At 58.6% G+C, this 16,810-nt stretch carries 17 protein-coding genes and 1 pseudogene; 7 read left to right on the forward strand and 11 right to left on the reverse strand.

Annotated elements, in window-relative coordinates; genetic code table 11:
- From KDX37_RS13135 to KDX37_RS13150, 4 genes are read right to left on the reverse strand one after another with little or no spacing between them, the layout of a single operon-like run.
- Positions 1-2,226, reverse strand: coding sequence for a xanthine dehydrogenase family protein molybdopterin-binding subunit (locus KDX37_RS13135; RefSeq protein WP_231653136.1), 2,226 nt, complete (start codon positions 2,224-2,226; stop codon positions 1-3).
- A 9-nt stretch (positions 2,227-2,235) separates the two neighbouring features.
- Positions 2,236-3,219, reverse strand: a complete 984-nt coding sequence (locus KDX37_RS13140) for an FAD binding domain-containing protein (RefSeq protein WP_231653137.1) — start codon at positions 3,217-3,219, stop codon at positions 2,236-2,238.
- The gene (locus tag KDX37_RS13145; RefSeq protein WP_231653138.1) at positions 3,219-3,899 is read right to left on the reverse strand and encodes a (2Fe-2S)-binding protein; all 681 of its coding nucleotides are present in this window, start codon (positions 3,897-3,899) and stop codon (positions 3,219-3,221) included. The genes KDX37_RS13140 and KDX37_RS13145 overlap by 1 nt, the downstream gene beginning before the upstream one ends.
- A 45-nt stretch (positions 3,900-3,944) precedes the next feature.
- Positions 3,945-4,400 (reverse strand): (R)-mandelonitrile lyase, encoded by a 456-nt coding sequence (locus KDX37_RS13150; RefSeq protein WP_406642255.1) that lies wholly within the window; start codon positions 4,398-4,400, stop codon positions 3,945-3,947.
- Positions 4,401-5,304: 904 nt separating this feature from the next.
- Between KDX37_RS13150 and mqo the strand changes: the two are divergent.
- Positions 5,305-6,957 (forward strand): annotated as a pseudogene (gene mqo / locus KDX37_RS13155) (malate dehydrogenase (quinone)).
- A gap of 87 nt (positions 6,958-7,044) precedes the next feature.
- Here the strand turns inward: mqo and KDX37_RS13160 are convergent.
- Positions 7,045-7,470: a VOC family protein gene (locus tag KDX37_RS13160; protein WP_231653139.1), complete on the reverse strand. Its 426-nt coding sequence runs from the start codon at positions 7,468-7,470 to the stop codon at positions 7,045-7,047.
- Between the two features lie 140 nt (positions 7,471-7,610).
- Between KDX37_RS13160 and KDX37_RS13165 the strand changes: the two genes are divergently transcribed.
- Both KDX37_RS13165 and KDX37_RS13170 read left to right on the forward strand, forming a co-directional pair.
- Positions 7,611-8,522 (forward strand): LysR family transcriptional regulator, encoded by a 912-nt coding sequence (locus tag KDX37_RS13165; RefSeq protein WP_231653140.1) that lies wholly within the window; start codon positions 7,611-7,613, stop codon positions 8,520-8,522.
- Positions 8,523-8,585: 63 nt separating this feature from the next.
- Positions 8,586-8,828 carry a hypothetical protein gene (locus KDX37_RS13170; protein ID WP_231653141.1) on the forward strand — a complete coding sequence of 81 codons (243 nt, stop codon included), beginning with the start codon at positions 8,586-8,588 and terminating at the stop codon, positions 8,826-8,828.
- A gap of 126 nt (positions 8,829-8,954) precedes the next feature.
- Here the strand turns inward: KDX37_RS13170 and KDX37_RS13175 are convergent, their stop codons facing one another.
- The 5 genes from KDX37_RS13175 to KDX37_RS13195 form a co-directional block, all read right to left on the reverse strand.
- On the reverse strand, positions 8,955-9,398 hold the full coding sequence (locus KDX37_RS13175; RefSeq protein ID WP_231653142.1) for an HhH-GDP family DNA glycosylase: 444 nt from the start codon (positions 9,396-9,398) through the stop codon (positions 8,955-8,957).
- Between the two features lie 63 nt (positions 9,399-9,461).
- Positions 9,462-9,611, reverse strand: coding sequence for a hypothetical protein (locus KDX37_RS13180; protein ID WP_231653143.1), 150 nt, complete (start codon positions 9,609-9,611; stop codon positions 9,462-9,464).
- Between the two features lie 174 nt (positions 9,612-9,785).
- Complete coding sequence (locus KDX37_RS13185) at positions 9,786-10,610, reverse strand: CAP domain-containing protein (RefSeq protein WP_231653203.1); 825 nt, start codon at positions 10,608-10,610, stop codon at positions 9,786-9,788.
- Positions 10,611-10,776: 166 nt separating this feature from the next.
- On the reverse strand, positions 10,777-11,019 hold the full coding sequence (locus KDX37_RS13190; protein WP_231653144.1) for a hypothetical protein: 243 nt from the start codon (positions 11,017-11,019) through the stop codon (positions 10,777-10,779).
- Between the two features lie 58 nt (positions 11,020-11,077).
- On the reverse strand, positions 11,078-11,638 hold the full coding sequence (locus KDX37_RS13195) for a hypothetical protein (RefSeq protein ID WP_231653145.1): 561 nt from the start codon (positions 11,636-11,638) through the stop codon (positions 11,078-11,080).
- Positions 11,639-11,851: 213 nt separating this feature from the next.
- Here KDX37_RS13195 and KDX37_RS13200 point away from each other — a divergent pair, with 213 nt between their 5' ends.
- The 4 genes from KDX37_RS13200 (at position 11,852) to KDX37_RS13215 (ending at position 15,610) form a co-directional block, all read left to right on the forward strand.
- Positions 11,852-12,931 carry a M20/M25/M40 family metallo-hydrolase gene (locus KDX37_RS13200; protein WP_231653146.1) on the forward strand — a complete coding sequence of 360 codons (1,080 nt, stop codon included), beginning with the start codon at positions 11,852-11,854 and terminating at the stop codon, positions 12,929-12,931.
- Between the two features lie 89 nt (positions 12,932-13,020).
- Positions 13,021-13,185, forward strand: a complete 165-nt coding sequence (locus KDX37_RS13205) for a hypothetical protein (RefSeq protein WP_231653147.1) — start codon at positions 13,021-13,023, stop codon at positions 13,183-13,185.
- 119 nt (positions 13,186-13,304) lie between these two features.
- Complete coding sequence (locus KDX37_RS13210; RefSeq protein ID WP_231653148.1) at positions 13,305-14,198, forward strand: MBL fold metallo-hydrolase; 894 nt, start codon at positions 13,305-13,307, stop codon at positions 14,196-14,198.
- Positions 14,199-14,296: 98 nt separating this feature from the next.
- Positions 14,297-15,610 (forward strand): APC family permease, encoded by a 1,314-nt coding sequence (locus tag KDX37_RS13215; protein ID WP_231653149.1) that lies wholly within the window; start codon positions 14,297-14,299, stop codon positions 15,608-15,610.
- Between the two features lie 211 nt (positions 15,611-15,821).
- Here the strand turns inward: KDX37_RS13215 and araH are convergent, their stop codons facing one another.
- Entirely contained in the window at positions 15,822-16,787 is a 966-nt protein-coding gene (gene araH / locus KDX37_RS13220; RefSeq protein WP_231653150.1) for an L-arabinose ABC transporter permease AraH, read from the reverse strand.
- Positions 16,788-16,810 lie beyond the last annotated feature (23 nt).

Below are 16,810 nucleotides of genomic sequence, written 5' to 3' on the forward strand. Positions count from 1 at the left end.
CTACAGCCCCGCCATCAGCTTTTCCTTGGTGATGGGCAGGCTGCGCACCCGTTTCCCGGTGGCGTGATACACCGCGTTGGCGACTGCGGCAGCCAGCCCGGTCACACCGATTTCGCCAATGCCACGCGCGCCGAACTCACCCAGGTTGTAATCCGGATAATCGAGCAGCATGACGTCGATATCGGGCTGGTCCGCATGCACTGGCACCACGTATTCGGCGTAGTTGTTATTGACCGGCAAACCGTTGCGTGGGTCGAACTCGCCAGCCTCGAACAAGGCCATGCCGATGCCCATGACAATCGCGCCTTCAACCTGGTTACGCGCCGCCAACGGGTTGACCACCTTGCCGACGTCGATTGCGCTGACCACGCGTGAGACACGCAGGCTGGAAATGCCCGGATCCCAACGCACTTCCACGAAGTGCACACCGAACGACCGGAACGAGTACTTGCCCTTCTCCGGCAGACCACTCTGGAAATTGCCTTCAGCCCGCGACAAGCGCTGGCCGTTCAAGATGTCGGCGAAGGTTGCACGCTGCTCGCCTGACACCAACCGGCCGTTTTCGACGGTGATCGACTCAGGATCTTTTCCGGCAAAAATCGCGTCTTTGCCGACCGCGTACTGACGCATTTTCTGCAGGGCTTCACGGGTAGCACCGGCGATCGCGGGCATCACGCTGGCCGTCACCCACGAGCCACCGGACACGGGTCCAGGCGGGAAAGACGAACTGCCCAGTTCGACTTCAACCCGCTCCACGGGAATTCCGGTCAACTGGCTGACGGTCTGGGCGACGATGGTGTAAGTGCCAGTGCCAATGTCCTGCAAGCCACACTGGGCAAGCGCGGTGCCGTCAGCGCGCAGAATCACCCGGGCGTCAGTGGGCACCTGATAGGCCTCCCAGTTACACGCCCCCATGCCATAACCGATGATTTCATCACCTTCACGCATCGAACCCACTTGAGGCTTGCGAGCGTGCCAGCCAAAACGTTCAGCTGCCTTGTCGATGGCCTCAGGGAGGTGATTACTGGACCACGGCAGACCGACGCTCTGGTCCTTGTCCGACAGGTTCAACTGACGGAACACCAATGGGTCCATACCGGTGGCCAATGCCATTTCGTCGATGGCCGATTCCAGCGCAAACAACCCTGGCGCAGCGCCCGGCGCGCGCATCGAGGTCGGCGTACCCCGATTGACCTGGGCGATTTTGTGGCTGACCAACACGTTGTCGCAGGCATAAAGGCTCTTGGTCACGCCGCCACAGTTTTCGGTGTAATCGTCCAGCGTCGACGTGGTGTTGAACGACTCATGGCGAATCGAAAGCAGCTTGCCGTTGGCATCCGTTGCCAGCCTGAGGCGCTGACGGGTTTCCGGGCGATGGCCCACAGTGGTGAACATCTGCGCACGCGGCAACACGAATTGCACGGGGCGGCCGGTGACTTTCGAGGCAGCGCAGACGGCCACAGAATGCGGCCATGGCCAGAGCTTGCCACCGAAACCGGAACCTATGAACGGCGCGCGAACTTCGACCCTATCCGGAGGCAGATCGAACACATTGGCCAAAAGATTACGGTGGTTGACCACGCCCTGAGTGCTCTCGTAGACGTAAAGCTTGCCGTCCTGCCACCAGGCGGTGCTGGCGTGCATTTCCATCGGGTTATGCACTTCAACCGGAGTGGTGTAGGTCTGATCGACTTTGCGGGCCGCGCCCAGAAATGCGCGATCCGGGTCGCCACGATGATGCCCTGCACCACCGTCGCGGGCGCCATTCTTGCGCAAGCCTTCTTGCAGGTCCTTGACCGCAGGTGCCTCGTCGTAATCCACGGTCACACGATAGGCCGCAGCCCTCGCCTGCTCGAAACTTTCGGCAACCACCAGCGCCACGAACTGACCGGGGTAATAGACGCGATCATCTTCGAACGGCAAACGGTGTTCATCTGTTTTGCTCGCCGAGAGCATTTTGGCGAAGCTCAGGGGAGCATTCGGGGTACGGTGCAGCGCCGGGAAATTGCCATAGTGAAAAATCTCGACCACACCCGGCATCGACCGGGCCTGCTGGTCGTTGATCGCAGTCACTCTGCCGCTGGCGATGGTGCTATAGACGCCATACGCATACAGCATGTCTTTCATGGCGTGATCGGCTGCATAAAGCGCCTGACCACTGACTTTCTTGCCGCCGTCGATACGACGCTGTGGCGTACCGATGACCTGCTGATTCTGCTCGCTCATGAAAAGCTCCTACGCCGTAAGGTCACGAAGATTGCGGACGATGACCTGCTGACCCAGCGGGACCTTGAAGGCATTGTGTTCGTAGGCGCGCGAGCCTTTCATCGCCAGCGCTGCCACTTGGGCAAAGGTGTCCATGTCGGCTCGCTGACCGATCAGTGCGCGCTCGGCCTCGACTGCGCGCCACGGTTTGGTACCCACGCCGCCCAGCGCAATGCGCGCGTCGCTGATGCGCTTGCCGTCCATCACGACAATCACAGCGCTTGAAGCGAGCGCAAACTGATACGAGGTACGGTCGCGCAATTTCAGGTAGCTGGAACGACCACCCGACAACGGTGCGTCCAGGGTCACATGTGTAACCAGCTCGCGAGGCGCCAATGCATGCTCACGCTCTGGCGTGTCGCCTGGCAGCAAATGGAAATCGGCAAACGGGATGTCTCTGGACCCGTTCGCGCCCTGCACTGTGACCTGCCCGCCAATCGCCGCCATGCCCACGCACATGTCCGATGGATGTGTAGCAATGCAATGATCGCTGGTGCCCAGAACGGCATGCACGCTGCGGTTCAGACCGCCGATGGCAGCGCACCCGGAACCTGGCTGGCGCTTGTTGCACGCCGAAACACCGTCGCGGAAATACGGACAGCGCACCCGCTGCATAAGGTTGCCTGCCGTAGTGGCCTTGTTGCGAAGCTGGGTCGAGGCACCCGCAAGGATCGCCTCGGCGAGCACCGGGTAGCGTTGCTGCACCAGCGGATGGCTGGCGAGGTCGGTATTGCTGACCAGAGCACCGACCCGCAGGCGGCCATCAGACAGCGACTCGACCTGCTTGAGTGCCAGGTGATTGATGTCCACCAGTTGCTCTGGCTGCATCACGTCGAGCTTCACCAGGTCGAGCAGCGTGGTGCCGCCCGCCAGATAAAAGCGCTCGCCACTGCCCGCTGCGGTAGTGATTGCCTGAGCGGGCGAGGCGGCCCGCGCGTAATCGAATGTCCGCATCAGACTGCACTCCCCATTTTGGAACGCGCCGACTGCACGGCCGTCAGGATGTTCTTGTAAGCGCCACACCGGCAGATATTGCCGCTCATGGCCTCTTTCACGCTGGCGTCGTCTGAACCTATGTTGGGATCCTTGAGGATCGCCACTGCGCTCATGATCTGGCCAGATGTGCAGTAACCGCATTGGTAGGCATCGTGTTCCCAGAACGCTTCCTGCACCGGATGCAGCTTGCCGTTCACGGTCAGCCCTTCGATGGTGGTGATGCTGTCGCCATCATGCTGAACAGCGATCGACAGGCAGGAGTTGATGGCCACGCCATTCACCAGCAGCGTACAAGCGCCGCACTGGCCGTGATCACAGCCCTTCTTGGTACCAGTCAGTTGCAGCCGGTCGCGCAGCACGTCCAGCAGAACCGCATTGGCCGGAACATTCAGGGTGTGCACCTGACCGTTTACCGTCAGTTGGATACGATGCTCACCTGCACCCGGTGCGCTGTCGTCATTCACCACAGATACAGGCGCAGCGAGAGGTTCAGCCTGCAGCATGCCGTCAGCCGGTATCCAGGTCGACAGCGTGACGGCGGCGATGCCAGACGCACCGAATTTGAGAAAATTGCGTCGCGAAGGCTGCACGGTGTCAGTTTCGGCAACAGGTTCCTTCCGGGTCTTGGGTTCGTTCATCAGGATCACTCGGTATCAGCCATCGCTTCTGTAGGGCGACGGGCATTATTGTGGGACAGCGGCCTGGGCGTACTCCTGCTCGCTGACCTGTTGCTTCCAATCGACGACCTTGCCCTGCAGCGACTCTGCAATGGCAATGTGAGTCATGGCGGTTGTTGCGGTTGCCCTGTGCCAATGAAGCACGTTGGGCGGGATCCAGACCGTATCGCCAGGACGGATGCGCTGGGCCGGTTTACCGGCTTCCTGCACCCAGCCACTGCCAGCAGTCACAATCAGGGTCTGCCCAAGCGGATGCGTGTGCCATGCAGTACGGGCACCGGGCTCGAATGTCACCGTTGCGCCGCTCACCCGGGCTGGTTCAGTGCCCTTGAAAGGTGAATCGATACGAACGGTGCCAGTAAAGTAGTTCCCGGAGCCAACGGCAGACGGTTGATCACCATTCACTTTCACCGTCACGGCGCTCTGGTTTTGCGCACTGTCAGCATTGGCATGCAACGCCAAAAGCGATAACGACAATACAGCCCACGAAAATCTGATCACGGCAATCCCTGTCTTCAAGTGGCGCGCCTGACCTGGCCACCATCGCTGGCTGCCTAGTGTTTAACTGGCCAGCACGGCGAAAGTTCCACGTTTCTGCCAAAGCGCGACTGTTTATGGGGTGGTATTAAACGCCCATGACCGGGCGCCGATGAAAGAAGAAAACTTCGTCCATGCCCCACCGAGCCTAACAGCGGGACACTTCGAGCATTAGCCCCTAGAATTAGCTAACACTGCTGAGTTTTTCTCAACAATGCGGGTCTATGGGCTTAGCCATCGAAGGGCTCATCTCGCCAGAAGATTTACGATAAAGGGCAGGAATTCAGACGTGCGGAGCACGGTATTTCGGCCAGTTGCTCAAGATTGAAGCCTGGCGGGCGATACAGCCGCTTAGGCGCTGCGAGGCGTCTGTATCAAGCGTTTCCGGGGCGATGTGATGATGTCACCTCGCATCAGAGGGCCACAGTGTGCCAAAATGCCGCGTCTTTGCCGAAATGGCACCATGATGTGGCGCTGACTGCGCAGACGAAAAAACGCCACAGAGCGTGTCTTCATGGTTCCGTCAGGCGTCCAAGACTCCGTGAACAGGCTGACCAGGTGTGTCGCACGAGCGTGTGACGGGGACCTGATCCCCTTGCGCAGCGATACATCAATAGAGCACATGTCACTTCATGACGCTGAGTCCAACGACGATAAGAAGCCAGCGCAGTAGGACATAAACTGAGGTCTCGAGCGGTATTGTATTGGCCTTGTATGTCCACCTCTAGTCCCTGCAGGTGCGAGCGTTTGTCGCATGCTTCGTTGCACGCGAAAGCACCCGGATCCTCAGGGGCAGTCGGCGGATGGCGTTTATCAAATGGATTACAGTATGTTTAAGAAAGTGAACACGGCCCTTCTGGGTCTGGCGATGTCGCTGGGGCTGACGCCTCTGCACGCAGCCGAAGCCAAGAAAGTTGATGTACTGCTCGTCGGCGGCGGCATCATGAGTTCGACCCTGGCGGTCTGGCTCAATGAGCTCGAGCCAAGCTGGTCGATGGAAATGGTCGAGCGCCTCGATGGCGTGGCCGAAGAAAGCTCCAACGGCTGGAACAACGCGGGTACCGGTCACTCTGCTTTGGCTGAGCTGAACTACACCCCGGAAGACAAGAACGGCAACGTTGATATCTCCAAAGCGATCGAAATCAACGAAGCTTTCCAGATTTCGCGCCAGTTCTGGTCCTAGCAGGTCAAGACCGGCGTGCTGAAAGACCCGCGCTCGTTCATCAACTCCACGCCGCACATGAGTTTTGTGTGGGGCGACAACAACATCCAGTTCCTGCGCAAGCGTTACGCCGCCCTGCAAGCCAGCCCGTTGTTCAGCGGCATGCAATACTCGGAAGACCACGAGCAGATCAAGAAGTGGGTTCCGCTGATGATGGAAGGTCGTGACCCTGCGCAGAAGCTGGCCGTGACCTGGACGCCAATCGGCACTGACGTGAACTTTGGCGAGATCACTCGTCAGTTCGTGGCCAACTTGAAAACCAAGTCCAACTTCAGCCTGAAGCTGTCGAGCGAAGTCGAAGACATCAGTCATAACGACGATGGCACCTGGCGCGTCAAATACAAGAACCTGAAAGACGGTTCTGTGACTGAAACCGACGCCAAGTTCCTGTTCATCGGCGCGGGCGGTGCGGCTCTGCACCTGCTGCAAGAGTCGGGCATTCCTGAAGCCAAGGAATACGGCGGCTTCCCGGTTGGCGGCTCATGGCTGGTCACCGAGAACCAGACGCTGTCCATGCAGCACATGGCCAAGGCCTACGGCATCGCATCGACCGGTGCGCCACCCATGTCCGTTCCTCACCTGGACACCCGTGTTCTGGACGGCAAGCGCGTGATCCTGTTTGGCCCGTTCGCAACGTTCTCGACGAAATTCCTGAAAAACGGCTCCTACTTTGATCTGTTGACCAGCACGACGACTCATAACGTCTGGCCAATGACCAAGGTTGGCATCGCGCAGTACCCGTTGATCGAATACCTGGCGGGTCAGGTAATGATGTCTGATGACGACCGTTTTGCTGCACTGCAGCAATACTTCCCGAACGCCAAGAAAGAAGACTGGCGCCTGATGCAGGCCGGTCAGCGCGTTCAGATCATCAAGCGTGATGAAGAGAAAGGCGGCGTTCTGAAGCTGGGTACCGAAATCGTTGCATCCAAGGACGGCAGCATTGCCGGTCTGTTGGGTGCATCGCCAGGTGCTTCGACCGCAGCGCCGATCATGCTGGGCGTACTTGAGAAAGTCTTCAAGGACAAGGTAGCGACACCAGCCTGGCAGGAAAAACTGCGCCAGATCGTTCCAAGCTACGGCACCAAGCTGAACGAAAACCCGGATCGGGTTGCACAGGAATGGGCTTACACCGCCGAGACCCTGCAACTGACTCCACCGCCACCGGTCAACAAGGCTTCCGCCGCAGCTGCTCCAGCGCCTGCTGGCCAGCCTGCACCGAAGCGTGAAAGCAACCCTGCCAGTGACATGGCGCTTTAAGGCTCACACCGCTTGAAGCAAAGCCCCGTCAGACGTCGTCTGGCGGGGCTTTTTTATCGCCTGCTGCCTGGGCTCAGCGGCTCTCGCTTACTTGGCGAACAACTGACTCATGTCCTTGAACGCCTTGAACTCCAGCGCATTGCCACACGGGTCAAACAGAAACATGGTGGCTTGCTCACCGACCTGGCCCTTGAAGCGGATATAGGGTTCGATCACGAATTGGGTCCCCAACGACCGCAGTCGTTCAGCCAATGCCTCCCACTGTTCCCAATGCAGGATGATGCCGAAGTGCGGAACCGGTACATCGTGACCGTCCACAGCATTGCTGTGCACGTGCTCTTGTGACGATGTTTTAGGGTGTTCGTGGATCACCAACTGGTGCCCGTAAAAATCGAAATCGACCCATTGCTCGCTGGAGCGGCCCTCAGACAAACCAAATACATCGCCGTAAAAAGTGCGCGCGGCGGCAAGGTCGTAAACAGGTATCGCCAGATGAAAAGGAGAAAGGCTCATCAGTTGCTCCACGGTCAGGTTTGGGGTTGACGTATCGGGGCGTCGATGGCGCCCTCTTCGTTCATCGCGAAAATCATAGGCCAGGCGACTGACCAATAAAATCAATATATATTTCTCTGATACACAAAAGAGATCTATCAATGATTCGCGAATTGAAGACCCTGGTAGCCGTGGCTCAGGAAGGAACATTCGCTGCTGCAGGCAACCGGATCGGTCTTACCCAAGCGGCGGTCAGCGCGCAAATGCAGCGCCTCGAAGCGCAATTGGGCTTCACACTCTTCGACCGCAAGGGCCGCTCGGCGCACCTGAACAAAATGGGCCAGCAGACGCTGCTGCAGGCGCAGGAGCTGATCCGCCTCTACCACAGCCTCGGCACGACACCGGCTGGCCCACCGGCCACAGTACAAGTGACCATCGGTGCCATTGCCTCCATGCAATGCTCGCTACTGCCCGACGCTCTTAGCGCCTTTCATCGCCACTGGCCGCAGTGTCGAACACGGGTCATTCCGGGCGTTTCGATGAACCTGATCAATCAGGTTGACGCCGGTGAGATCGACCTGGCGGCAATCATCCGACCACCGTTTTCGCTGCAAAGCGACTTGCGCTGGACAAGCCTGGCGCACGAGCCCTATCGGCTGATCGTGCCCAGCGAATTGCCGGGTGATGACTGGGTAGAACTGCTGTCATCCCAGCCATTGATTCGCTACGACCGTACCTCGTTTGGCGGAAGACAGGTTGATCGATTCCTGCGTCAAATGCATTTCAGCCTGCGTGAGGTCTGCGAACTGGATGAGCTGGAAGCCATTATCAAGCTGGTTGCGCGAGGCATGGGCGTGGCGTTGATTCCGCAGACCGCCAGCCATCGGGACTGGCCCGAGGGGATCCGCGCCCTGGATCTTGGCGAGCACACCTTTCATCGCGATGTAGGGCTGGTGCACCGCGACCGTCGCAGCCTTGATGAACAGACCGCCTTGCTCATCGAACTGCTTGAGCGCAATGCCAGTGGACAGCAGCCGACCTCCGCACCGCCTGCTGATCACAAGGCCCGGTGAAAAACATCGAACTCGCCGGCCCGCCTCGCCCTCCAACGCTGACACCATCAGTGAGGAATGGAAATGACTGACCACGACGCAACACCACAGAAAGAGCGCGACAACGACAAGCCTTATACCCCCACCGTCGATCAGTCGGGCAAGCCAGTCGAGGTTGTACGCGAAGACATCGAGCGTGAAGGTCTGGACACTAACGGCGTGGACAAAGTCGTCACGCCAACGGCCAACAAGGAAAAGGAACAGGACGCAGAAACGCTCAAGGAGAAAAACCGGGAGGTCGAACGCAAGCTGGCTGGCAAGGATTGACCAGCGGGTTATAAACCGTCGCGGACCACGCTTATTGCCGACCCGTTAGGCTGGAAACACAGGCCAGCAAGTCAGTCCGCGGCAGGCTTTCCAGGCCCCAAGAGCCATACGCCAGACGCCCAGAAGTCAATACAGCACCTTCGCTGCCTCGCGCATGAAGATTTCAACCGTTTTGGGACCAATACCATCAAACGCCTTGAGGCGCGTTTCGAAGTCCGCCCGATTTTCGCTCGCCTGATGAATATTCCCGACTTTGCCGCCGTAGTCCTCGTTGAGCCTGGCACATAACGCCGACAGACGATCCGCTGTGGATTCGTCATAACGCACGTAGTGCGCTTCGCCCAGATAAGCGACCAGTTGCGCATGAGTGCAGTTCGCCAGTTTGCGAGGCGTGTCACGACCATGCTGTTCGACGATCACTCTGTACGCCTCGCAGGCGATTTCGGCTTGAATGCGCTTGCCCATCAAGAAGCTGGCGACAAGCCATTTGAACAATGAGTGTTCCAGTCCAGCTTGGGTATTGCCGCTGAAATCAATCTGCAAGTCCGCTGCGCTGATGGATCGATTCATGACGCCCTCATCGAACAGTCGATGGCCGTGACACCCAGGACATGAGCGCTGAACGACCGCCGATTATTTGCTTTGCTCGGCCTTGCCGTCCTGCATTTGCACCGAAGACTTGGTGCCATCGGTGTTGTCCTTGGTTTCGTTGCCTGAATTGTCGAAGCAGCCCTGCAAGGCCAGCAGACAGAATATTGTCAAACAGACACCTGGCTTGTTCATGTGCATGTACTCCTGATTCCTGGTTGTGGCGCAAACACGCAAAACCGCATGGCCTGCGAATCGATGAAATGAAACTGTTCGCACAGCTTCGCGTCTCCATCAGCAGACCGTTGCAGAACGATCGGGGTTTGCAAAATTCACCCGACAGCGCGACCAACGGTCGCCGCAGAGAGCCTATGGCGCGCCAAACAACATCGTCCAATAGACCCCGTAATCGGTATTGGACCCGGTGGCGTAGGCTGCGCCGACCTCAGTGAACAGAGGGTTCATCAGATTCGCGCAATGGCCGGGACTGGCCAGCCAACTGGCCATCGCCTTTTGCGCGGAGCCCTGCCCTGCTGCAATATTTTCGCCGATCTGCCGCCCGCCATAGCCGGCGGCTCGCGCTCGGTCCGCTGGTGAATCGCCGTCAAATCCTCGGTGGGTGAAATAGTTCTCGCTCGCCATCGACTGGCTGTGGCCCTGTGCCGCCAGCTCAAGCGTTGCGTTCCACACCAGAGGCCGCGCCGACGCATACGGCGTCTTGCCGCACACGCGCGGCTTGGCTCGTGCCGCATTCACCTGCGCCAGCAATAGCTGTCCGGATGAGCGCCCCTGGGCCAACTGCCGGTCCAGCAATGGCTTGGCAAGTACCACGCGCCAGTCATCACGGTCCTGTGTGACGCCGATATCGGCATATTGCGCATCAAGTAATGCACCGCAATAACGACGTTTGAGCATGCCGAACGCCTCATTGACATCCTGCGCACCCACCAGCCGGATGGTGCGCACGGTGACTGCCTGATAGCCGAAAGCCTTCAGGGCGTCTCGCGAGCTGCCACTGAAATCAAGGGGGAGCGCGACATTTGCGTTTAAAGTCAGCGGTCTGGTGGCCTTGGCCGTGGCTGTTTCGCAGCGTTGCGGTTGCGCGCGATAGTCGTTGATTGCCTGAACCAGTTGCCGCTCGCCGTTGGCGCTGGCCGGACTGACGAGTAACAGAAACAACGATCCGGCACACATCCCGCTGCACCAGATTGAACGAGGAATGAAAGACATGGCGCACAGGCTCTGAGAAAGATCGGCCGCTGGCTGACATACCCGGCGGACCCTGTTTTTCAGGGCCCGGATGTGACCCCGAATTCAGCACAAGGTTCAGGGCAAAACAGGCGACACCTCTGCATCAGGCTCAAAGCTTGCCGATTTCTCCTGTGGCCTCACCCAGTGTCGCCAGCGTTTCCTCGATGTCGAAAAGTGCCTGCTGCAGCCTGGCGAACGATTGCTGGACAGCTTCGCGATCATCAACCGTCTGATGCCCTCGCAACTCCTCCACACGCTCAAGTTCGCTGCGCTCAAGCGCCTCCACACCGTCGCGCAAGGTATGCAAGGTTGTGCAGACAGAGCTGAACAACTGATGACTGCTGGATTCCACGTTGACTCTCCTGATCAGCAGGTTGTACGCCTGACTGAATCCAAAATGACCGACTGCCTCAGACCGAAACTTGACCATCCCAGCCCAATTGACGCTTGATTGCTCGGCGATAAGGCGTATCGATTTGCTCGGGGACCTTCTCGAAGTAAGTACGGGCGTGATCCAGCGTGTCTCCTGACAGGCTGCCCAAGTACTCCAAAGCGTCATCGAGCGACGGGATACGACCTTCGATTCCGTTGATCCGGGGCGGCAATGCGGTCCAGATGATTGCGTCGATGCCCCGCTCCTTCGCCCAGCGCATCATCAACCCCTCAGATAGCCGGGCGGTCAACAAGGTGCCGATGCCGTCCTCGCGCTGCACCGAAATCTGTTCACGTTCGCGCAATGCCTCACAGGCCTGGGCTAGTGTGTCGGCGGCGACCAATGCCCAAAAGACTTTCACCGGGGGCGCATTGAGGCAGATCGCCGTGGCCAGCTCTCCGCTGTCGCCTACCCTGGCAAATTCGATTGGCAGACTCGGCCCGTCTGAATACCACTCCCCCGCCAAAGGCAATGCACCCGGCACCCAAATCAAAGATCCCCACCCCAGGCAAGCAATGTTCAATTGCGCGTCTCCCATCGTCCGTTCCAAGGCGCAACCGAGTGCGCCTTTCGTTGTATGCGTGTTCAAGATGGGACAACGTCAGGCGTCGATACGCTCACACTTCCAGACCGACAAGCCGAACAGATCATCACGGTTACCCTCAGCGGTCACGCAAGGCAAATGACTGAACCAAACGGGAACAGCAACTTCAACAGAACACAGTTTGGGAATGTGCGAAGGAGTTGAATCATGAGCGATCTGGATCTGCTGCAACGACTGCTGCAGGCACGAGCGCCGGGAGGCGAAGAAAGCGAGGTTCGCGCCATCTGTCATGCAGAAATCAGCAAGCATTGTGACGAGGTCAGAATTGACGACGCAGGCAACCTGATCGGCGTGATACGCACCCCTGCCCGGCCAGATGCGCTTGAAAATGCCCCCGTATTGATCCTCGCCCACCTGGATGAAATCGCAATGATGGTGAAGCGCATTCAGCAAGATGGCACGCTGGAGGTCACCGCATTGGGCGGCATCAACCCGGTCAACTTTGGCATGTGCCCACTGGACGTCATGGGCGACCGGCAGACCGTCGCAGGGGTGTTGTCATTCGGCAGCATGCACTTGACGTCGAAGTCTCCTCAAGGCAGCGACGTACAGAACGGAACAGTCGGCTGGAAAGACGTGCATGTCGTCACCCGCCGCAGTGCAGCCGAGCTGGAACGCCTGGGCGTGCGGCCCGGCACGCGCGTGGTGCTGAGCCAGCACTGGCGCAAGCCCTTTGCGCTGGGCGACGCTACCGCTGCACATTTCATGGACGACCGAGCACCCATCGCTGCTGTGATCGAGACAATCGAACGTGTTGCGCAACAGCGTGCCGACCTCAAGGAGGATGTCTACTTTGTGTTTACCACCATGGAAGAGGAAACCAACGCCGGCGCACTGTTTGCCGCCCATCACCTGCCCTGCAAAACCGCCATAGCAGTCGAAGTGGGCCCGATCGCAGATGAATACGGGACGCAGTTGACGGTCGACCCGATCATCGTGGCAGGTGACGAGAAGGGCCAATATACCCGTGCTTTGACCGATGCCCTGATCGAGTCGGCGCGCGCTGTGGAACTGCAGCCACAAGTCGCCCTGCTGGTGGATTTTGCCTCAGACGCCAGCGCGATTTTGAGCGCAGGTGCCATGGGCAAGGCGGCATGCATTGCAATCCCGACAGAAAACACACACAGCTTCGAGATCGTACTGAACGATGCGATATCCGCCTGTGCCAGCACATTGACCGAGTTCCTGACAGGCAAGGCAGGCGCCGCCCGTCCGACGCGATTCTGATCGTTTTGAATTTCTGACAGATGTGACGATCTTTTCGAGACACACACCGAAGGAAATCGGTGACAGTCACATGCTTTACGGGAGGGACGATGACTGCCGTAACCGAACGACGACAGCGCGCCAAAGAATCGCTGATCAACAATGCTGTTCAGCGCGTCAAATACCTGCTTCGACTGATTGCACGTGAACTTCGCCCCGAGGCGCCGCGCAAGCGCCTGCTCAGACGATGCCGAAAATCACGCGAAGACCGGTGAATCACTCGTCGTGAGTCGACCGCATCTCAGCGGTCGTCGCAAGGTTCAGCAGGAATATTCGTAAAACCCGGATGCGTTACAAAGCGCAAAAGATTCAACCAGGGCAACAGGGAGGTGATGTGCGTATTCATCATTTGAACTGCGGGTGCATGTGCTCCATCGGAGGCGCGCTGTTTGATGGTTTCAGCCGTGGCCTGACGGCACAGCTGGTGTGCCATTGTCTGCTGATCGAGACTGATCGTGACGGTCTGGTGCTGGTGGACACGGGTTTTGGTCAGGAGGATGTGGAGCACCCATCGCAGCGACTGAGTCGATTTTTTCGATACTTCAACAATATCCGGCTTGAGCATCGCTACACCGCGCTGCAACAGATAAGGCAGTTGGGATTTCGCGCCGAAGATGTGCGCCATATTGTAGTGACCCACCTTGATTTCGACCACGCGGGCGGCCTGCAGGATTTTCCGCTCGCCCGGGTTCATGTAATGCGCGATGAAATGCAGGCCGCCAGCCATGCAACTGGCTGGCGGGACTCAAGGAGATTCCGGGCAGCCCAGTGGCGCGGGGTCAAGGACTGGGCGCTTTATGACTGTGAAGGTGAACGCTGGAACGGATTCGATTCAGTACGCGCGGTGCTTGGGTCAAGTAATGAAGACATTCTGCTGGTCCCGCTGCATGGTCACACGGCCGGGCACGCGGGTATCGCTGTACGCACTTCTGAAGGCTGGCTGCTGCATGCCGGTGACGCGTATTTCTACCGAGGCGAAATAGGCTCACCGCAACGACAATGCACACCGGGCTTGCGGTTCTACCAGCGAATGATGGACACCGATCATGCAGCGCGCGTCGCCAATCAGGCACGCCTGCGCGACCTCTCACTGTCCAGCAACGGGCAGGGTTTGCGCATATTTTGCAGCCACGATGCCCTGGAGCTTGAACAAAGCATCGAATATCGCTCGGCTGTCATGGCTGAACAGCAAGCAAGGAATCCAGCTGACGTTCAGCGTGACAAATAGACAGAACGTTCAAGCGCAACGTCGCTCTCAATTCTATAAATCAGAAATATCTGCACCAACCTGCGGGCATTGTCGACCTCTTGAAAGGATTTCTCATCATGAACACCAATAGCACTGCTTCATTGCGGCGGGCGATCACCGCGCCCATGTTGATGCTGTTCATCCTGGGAGATGTGCTGGGCGCAGGGGTCTACGCATTGGCGGGCACCATCGCCGGACGCGTCGGTGGGGCCATTTGGGCACCGCTGCTGATTGCACTCTGCTTTGCGCTGCTGACCGCAGCCTCGTATGCCGAACTGGTCACCAAGTATCCCAGAGCAGGCGGTGCGGCAATGTATGCCGAGAAGGCATTCGGCAAGCCCCTGCTATCGTTTCTGGTCGGCTTTTCAATGGTCGCTGCAGGCGTTACCAGCGCGGCCGGACTGGCCGTCGCGTTTGCCGGTGACTATCTGCAAGCGCTGGTGGCGTGGCCTGCACAATGGGTCTGCGTCGGCTTTCTGGTCATTGTCGGCCTGCTTAACGCGCGAGGGATCAAAGAGTCTCTGAGCGCCAATCTGTTGATGACGACCATCGAACTGAGCGGACTGGCCATGGTGATCGCGGCAGCAATCTGGTTTGTCAGCCAGGGCCAGGGTGTCCCGCAACGGGTGCTGGAACTGGACACTGCCTCACCCGCTACTGCGATTCTCGCCGCGTCCCTGTTGGCGTTTTACTCATTTGTCGGCTTCGAAACCTCCGCCAATCTCGCCGAGGAAATCAAGGATGTACGCAAGGTGTACCCACGCGCCCTGTTCGGTGCACTGCTGATTGCGGGCGTCATCTACATGTTGGTGGGCGTCGGTGCGGCAATGGTGCTGCCTGTCGAGCAATTGAAAGATTCCGAGGCCCCGCTCCTTGACGTCGTCAAGGCCTCGGGGCTCGGGATTCCCGGCTCATGGTTCGCCGTGATCGCACTCATCGCAGTGGCCAACGGTGCGTTATTGACCATGATCATGGCAAGTCGACTGACCTTCGGCATGGCGCGCGAAGGATTGCTGCCTGCGGTCATGGGCGCCGTACTGCCAAAGCGCCGCACGCCCGGGTTCGCCATCCTTGCGACCACCCTGGTGGCAATAGCACTTTCTTTTACCAGCACCCTGACGACGCTCGCTGAAACGGTCGTGCTGATGTTGTTGTTCGTGTTTGTCAGCGTCAACGTGGCAGTGCTGGTACTCAAGCGAGACAAGGTCGACATCGATCACTTTCAGGTGCACTGGGTCATTCCTGTGCTGGGAATAGCATCATGTCTGTTACTGCTCACTCAGCAAGGTCCGCAAACCTGGATGCGCGCCGGGATCATGCTGGTGGTTGGTGCCGTGTTGTATGGGCTGACACGCCTGGGACACACGGCGTCTGTTTCGCAACCCCGCTGATCAAGCGGGATTGCAGCACAATAGCCCCGAGGCATAACACCGCCGGAAGTGCTGGAAAGTCAGTGCGCTCACCAGGCCTTCATACGCGGGGCACCTGAACGCGGGGTTTTCGACTGTCTCTTACCCATTCTGGATGTCGCTGTCCTACTAAACTGAAAATGCCCTTGTCAGAGTTTCGACAAGGGCATTTTTTACGACTTGATGCCGGGCTTCAACGACGCTTCATCCGGTCAATGATCACGGCCAGCAACAGGATCGTGCCGCGAATCACGTATTGGTAGAACGTGTCGATGTTCTTCAGGTTCATCGCATTCTCGATGATGGCCAGGATCAGCACGCCCGCGATCACGTGGCGGATCATGCCGATGCCGCCGCTCAGCGAAACACCGCCCAGCACGCAGGCAGAGATGATCGTCAGTTCGAAACCCTGCCCGACCATTGGCTGGCCGGAGGTCATGCGCGAGGCGAGGATCACGCCGGCGAGTGCACCAATGAGACCGTGTACGGCAAAAATAATGATCTTGGTGCGGTCAACGTGGACGCCGGCCAGCAAGGCGGCTTCCTGGTTGCCACCGATGGCCATGGTGTTGCGACCGTAGGTGGTGTAGTTGAGCAGCCAGCCAAAGAAGATGAAGCAGGCAATGGTGATCAGGATCGGCACCGGTACACCGAACAGCTGGCCATTGCCGAACACGAAAAAGTCTTCGTTCGATACACCGACCGCTTTGCCGCTGGAGAAGATGTACGCCAGACCACGCACGATCTGCATGGTCGCGAGTGTGGCGATCAGGGCATTGATGCGCAGCTTGGCGATCACGATGCCGTTGATCAGCCCGACCACCAGGCCCATCGCCAGCGCTGCGGAGATGCCGAGAAACACGCTGTCGGTGTCACGGATCACGATACTGGCGATGACGCCCGAGCACGCCAGCACCGAGCCGATCGACAGGTCGAAGTGCCCTGACGCCAGGCAGTAGAGCATGGTGCAGGCAGCGATGCCGACCGTGGAGATGGCCAGCCCCAGACCGCGCATGTTCATGGGCGACATGAAGTTGTCGATGAACACCGCGCAGAGCGCAAAGACACCCACAGCGGCCAACAGCATGACCCATTCATCGGCAAAACGGCGCAGGTTCAAGCCCTGACGGGGAGCCTTCAGGCTGGATTCGGTAGACATACGCACCTCTTTTTATTGTTCAT

Origin of the sequence: Pseudomonas californiensis (assembly GCF_021147775.1) — a bacterium.
In the GTDB taxonomy this organism is placed as follows: domain Bacteria; phylum Pseudomonadota; class Gammaproteobacteria; order Pseudomonadales; family Pseudomonadaceae; genus Aquipseudomonas; species Aquipseudomonas californiensis.

Coding starts and splice junctions, on each gene's coding strand:
- KDX37_RS13200 (WP_231653146.1), top strand. CDS start 11,852: ATGAGCGATCTGGATCTGCTGCAACGACTGCTGCAGGCACGAGCGCCG.
- KDX37_RS13170 (WP_231653141.1), top strand. CDS start 8,586: ATGACTGACCACGACGCAACACCACAGAAAGAGCGCGACAACGACAAG.
- KDX37_RS13140 (WP_231653137.1), bottom strand. CDS start 3,219: ATGCGGACATTCGATTACGCGCGGGCCGCCTCGCCCGCTCAGGCAATC.
- KDX37_RS13215 (WP_231653149.1), top strand. CDS start 14,297: ATGAACACCAATAGCACTGCTTCATTGCGGCGGGCGATCACCGCGCCC.
- KDX37_RS13185 (WP_231653203.1), bottom strand. CDS start 10,610: ATGTGTGCCGGATCGTTGTTTCTGTTACTCGTCAGTCCGGCCAGCGCC.
- KDX37_RS13135 (WP_231653136.1), bottom strand. CDS start 2,226: ATGAGCGAGCAGAATCAGCAGGTCATCGGTACGCCACAGCGTCGTATC.
- KDX37_RS13175 (WP_231653142.1), bottom strand. CDS start 9,398: ATGAATCGATCCATCAGCGCAGCGGACTTGCAGATTGATTTCAGCGGC.
- KDX37_RS13165 (WP_231653140.1), top strand. CDS start 7,611: ATGATTCGCGAATTGAAGACCCTGGTAGCCGTGGCTCAGGAAGGAACA.
- KDX37_RS13145 (WP_231653138.1), bottom strand. CDS start 3,899: ATGAACGAACCCAAGACCCGGAAGGAACCTGTTGCCGAAACTGACACC.
- KDX37_RS13205 (WP_231653147.1), top strand. CDS start 13,021: ATGACTGCCGTAACCGAACGACGACAGCGCGCCAAAGAATCGCTGATC.
- KDX37_RS13180 (WP_231653143.1), bottom strand. CDS start 9,611: ATGAACAAGCCAGGTGTCTGTTTGACAATATTCTGTCTGCTGGCCTTG.
- KDX37_RS13195 (WP_231653145.1), bottom strand. CDS start 11,638: ATGGGAGACGCGCAATTGAACATTGCTTGCCTGGGGTGGGGATCTTTG.
- KDX37_RS13160 (WP_231653139.1), bottom strand. CDS start 7,470: ATGAGCCTTTCTCCTTTTCATCTGGCGATACCTGTTTACGACCTTGCC.
- araH (WP_231653150.1), bottom strand. CDS start 16,787: ATGTCTACCGAATCCAGCCTGAAGGCTCCCCGTCAGGGCTTGAACCTG.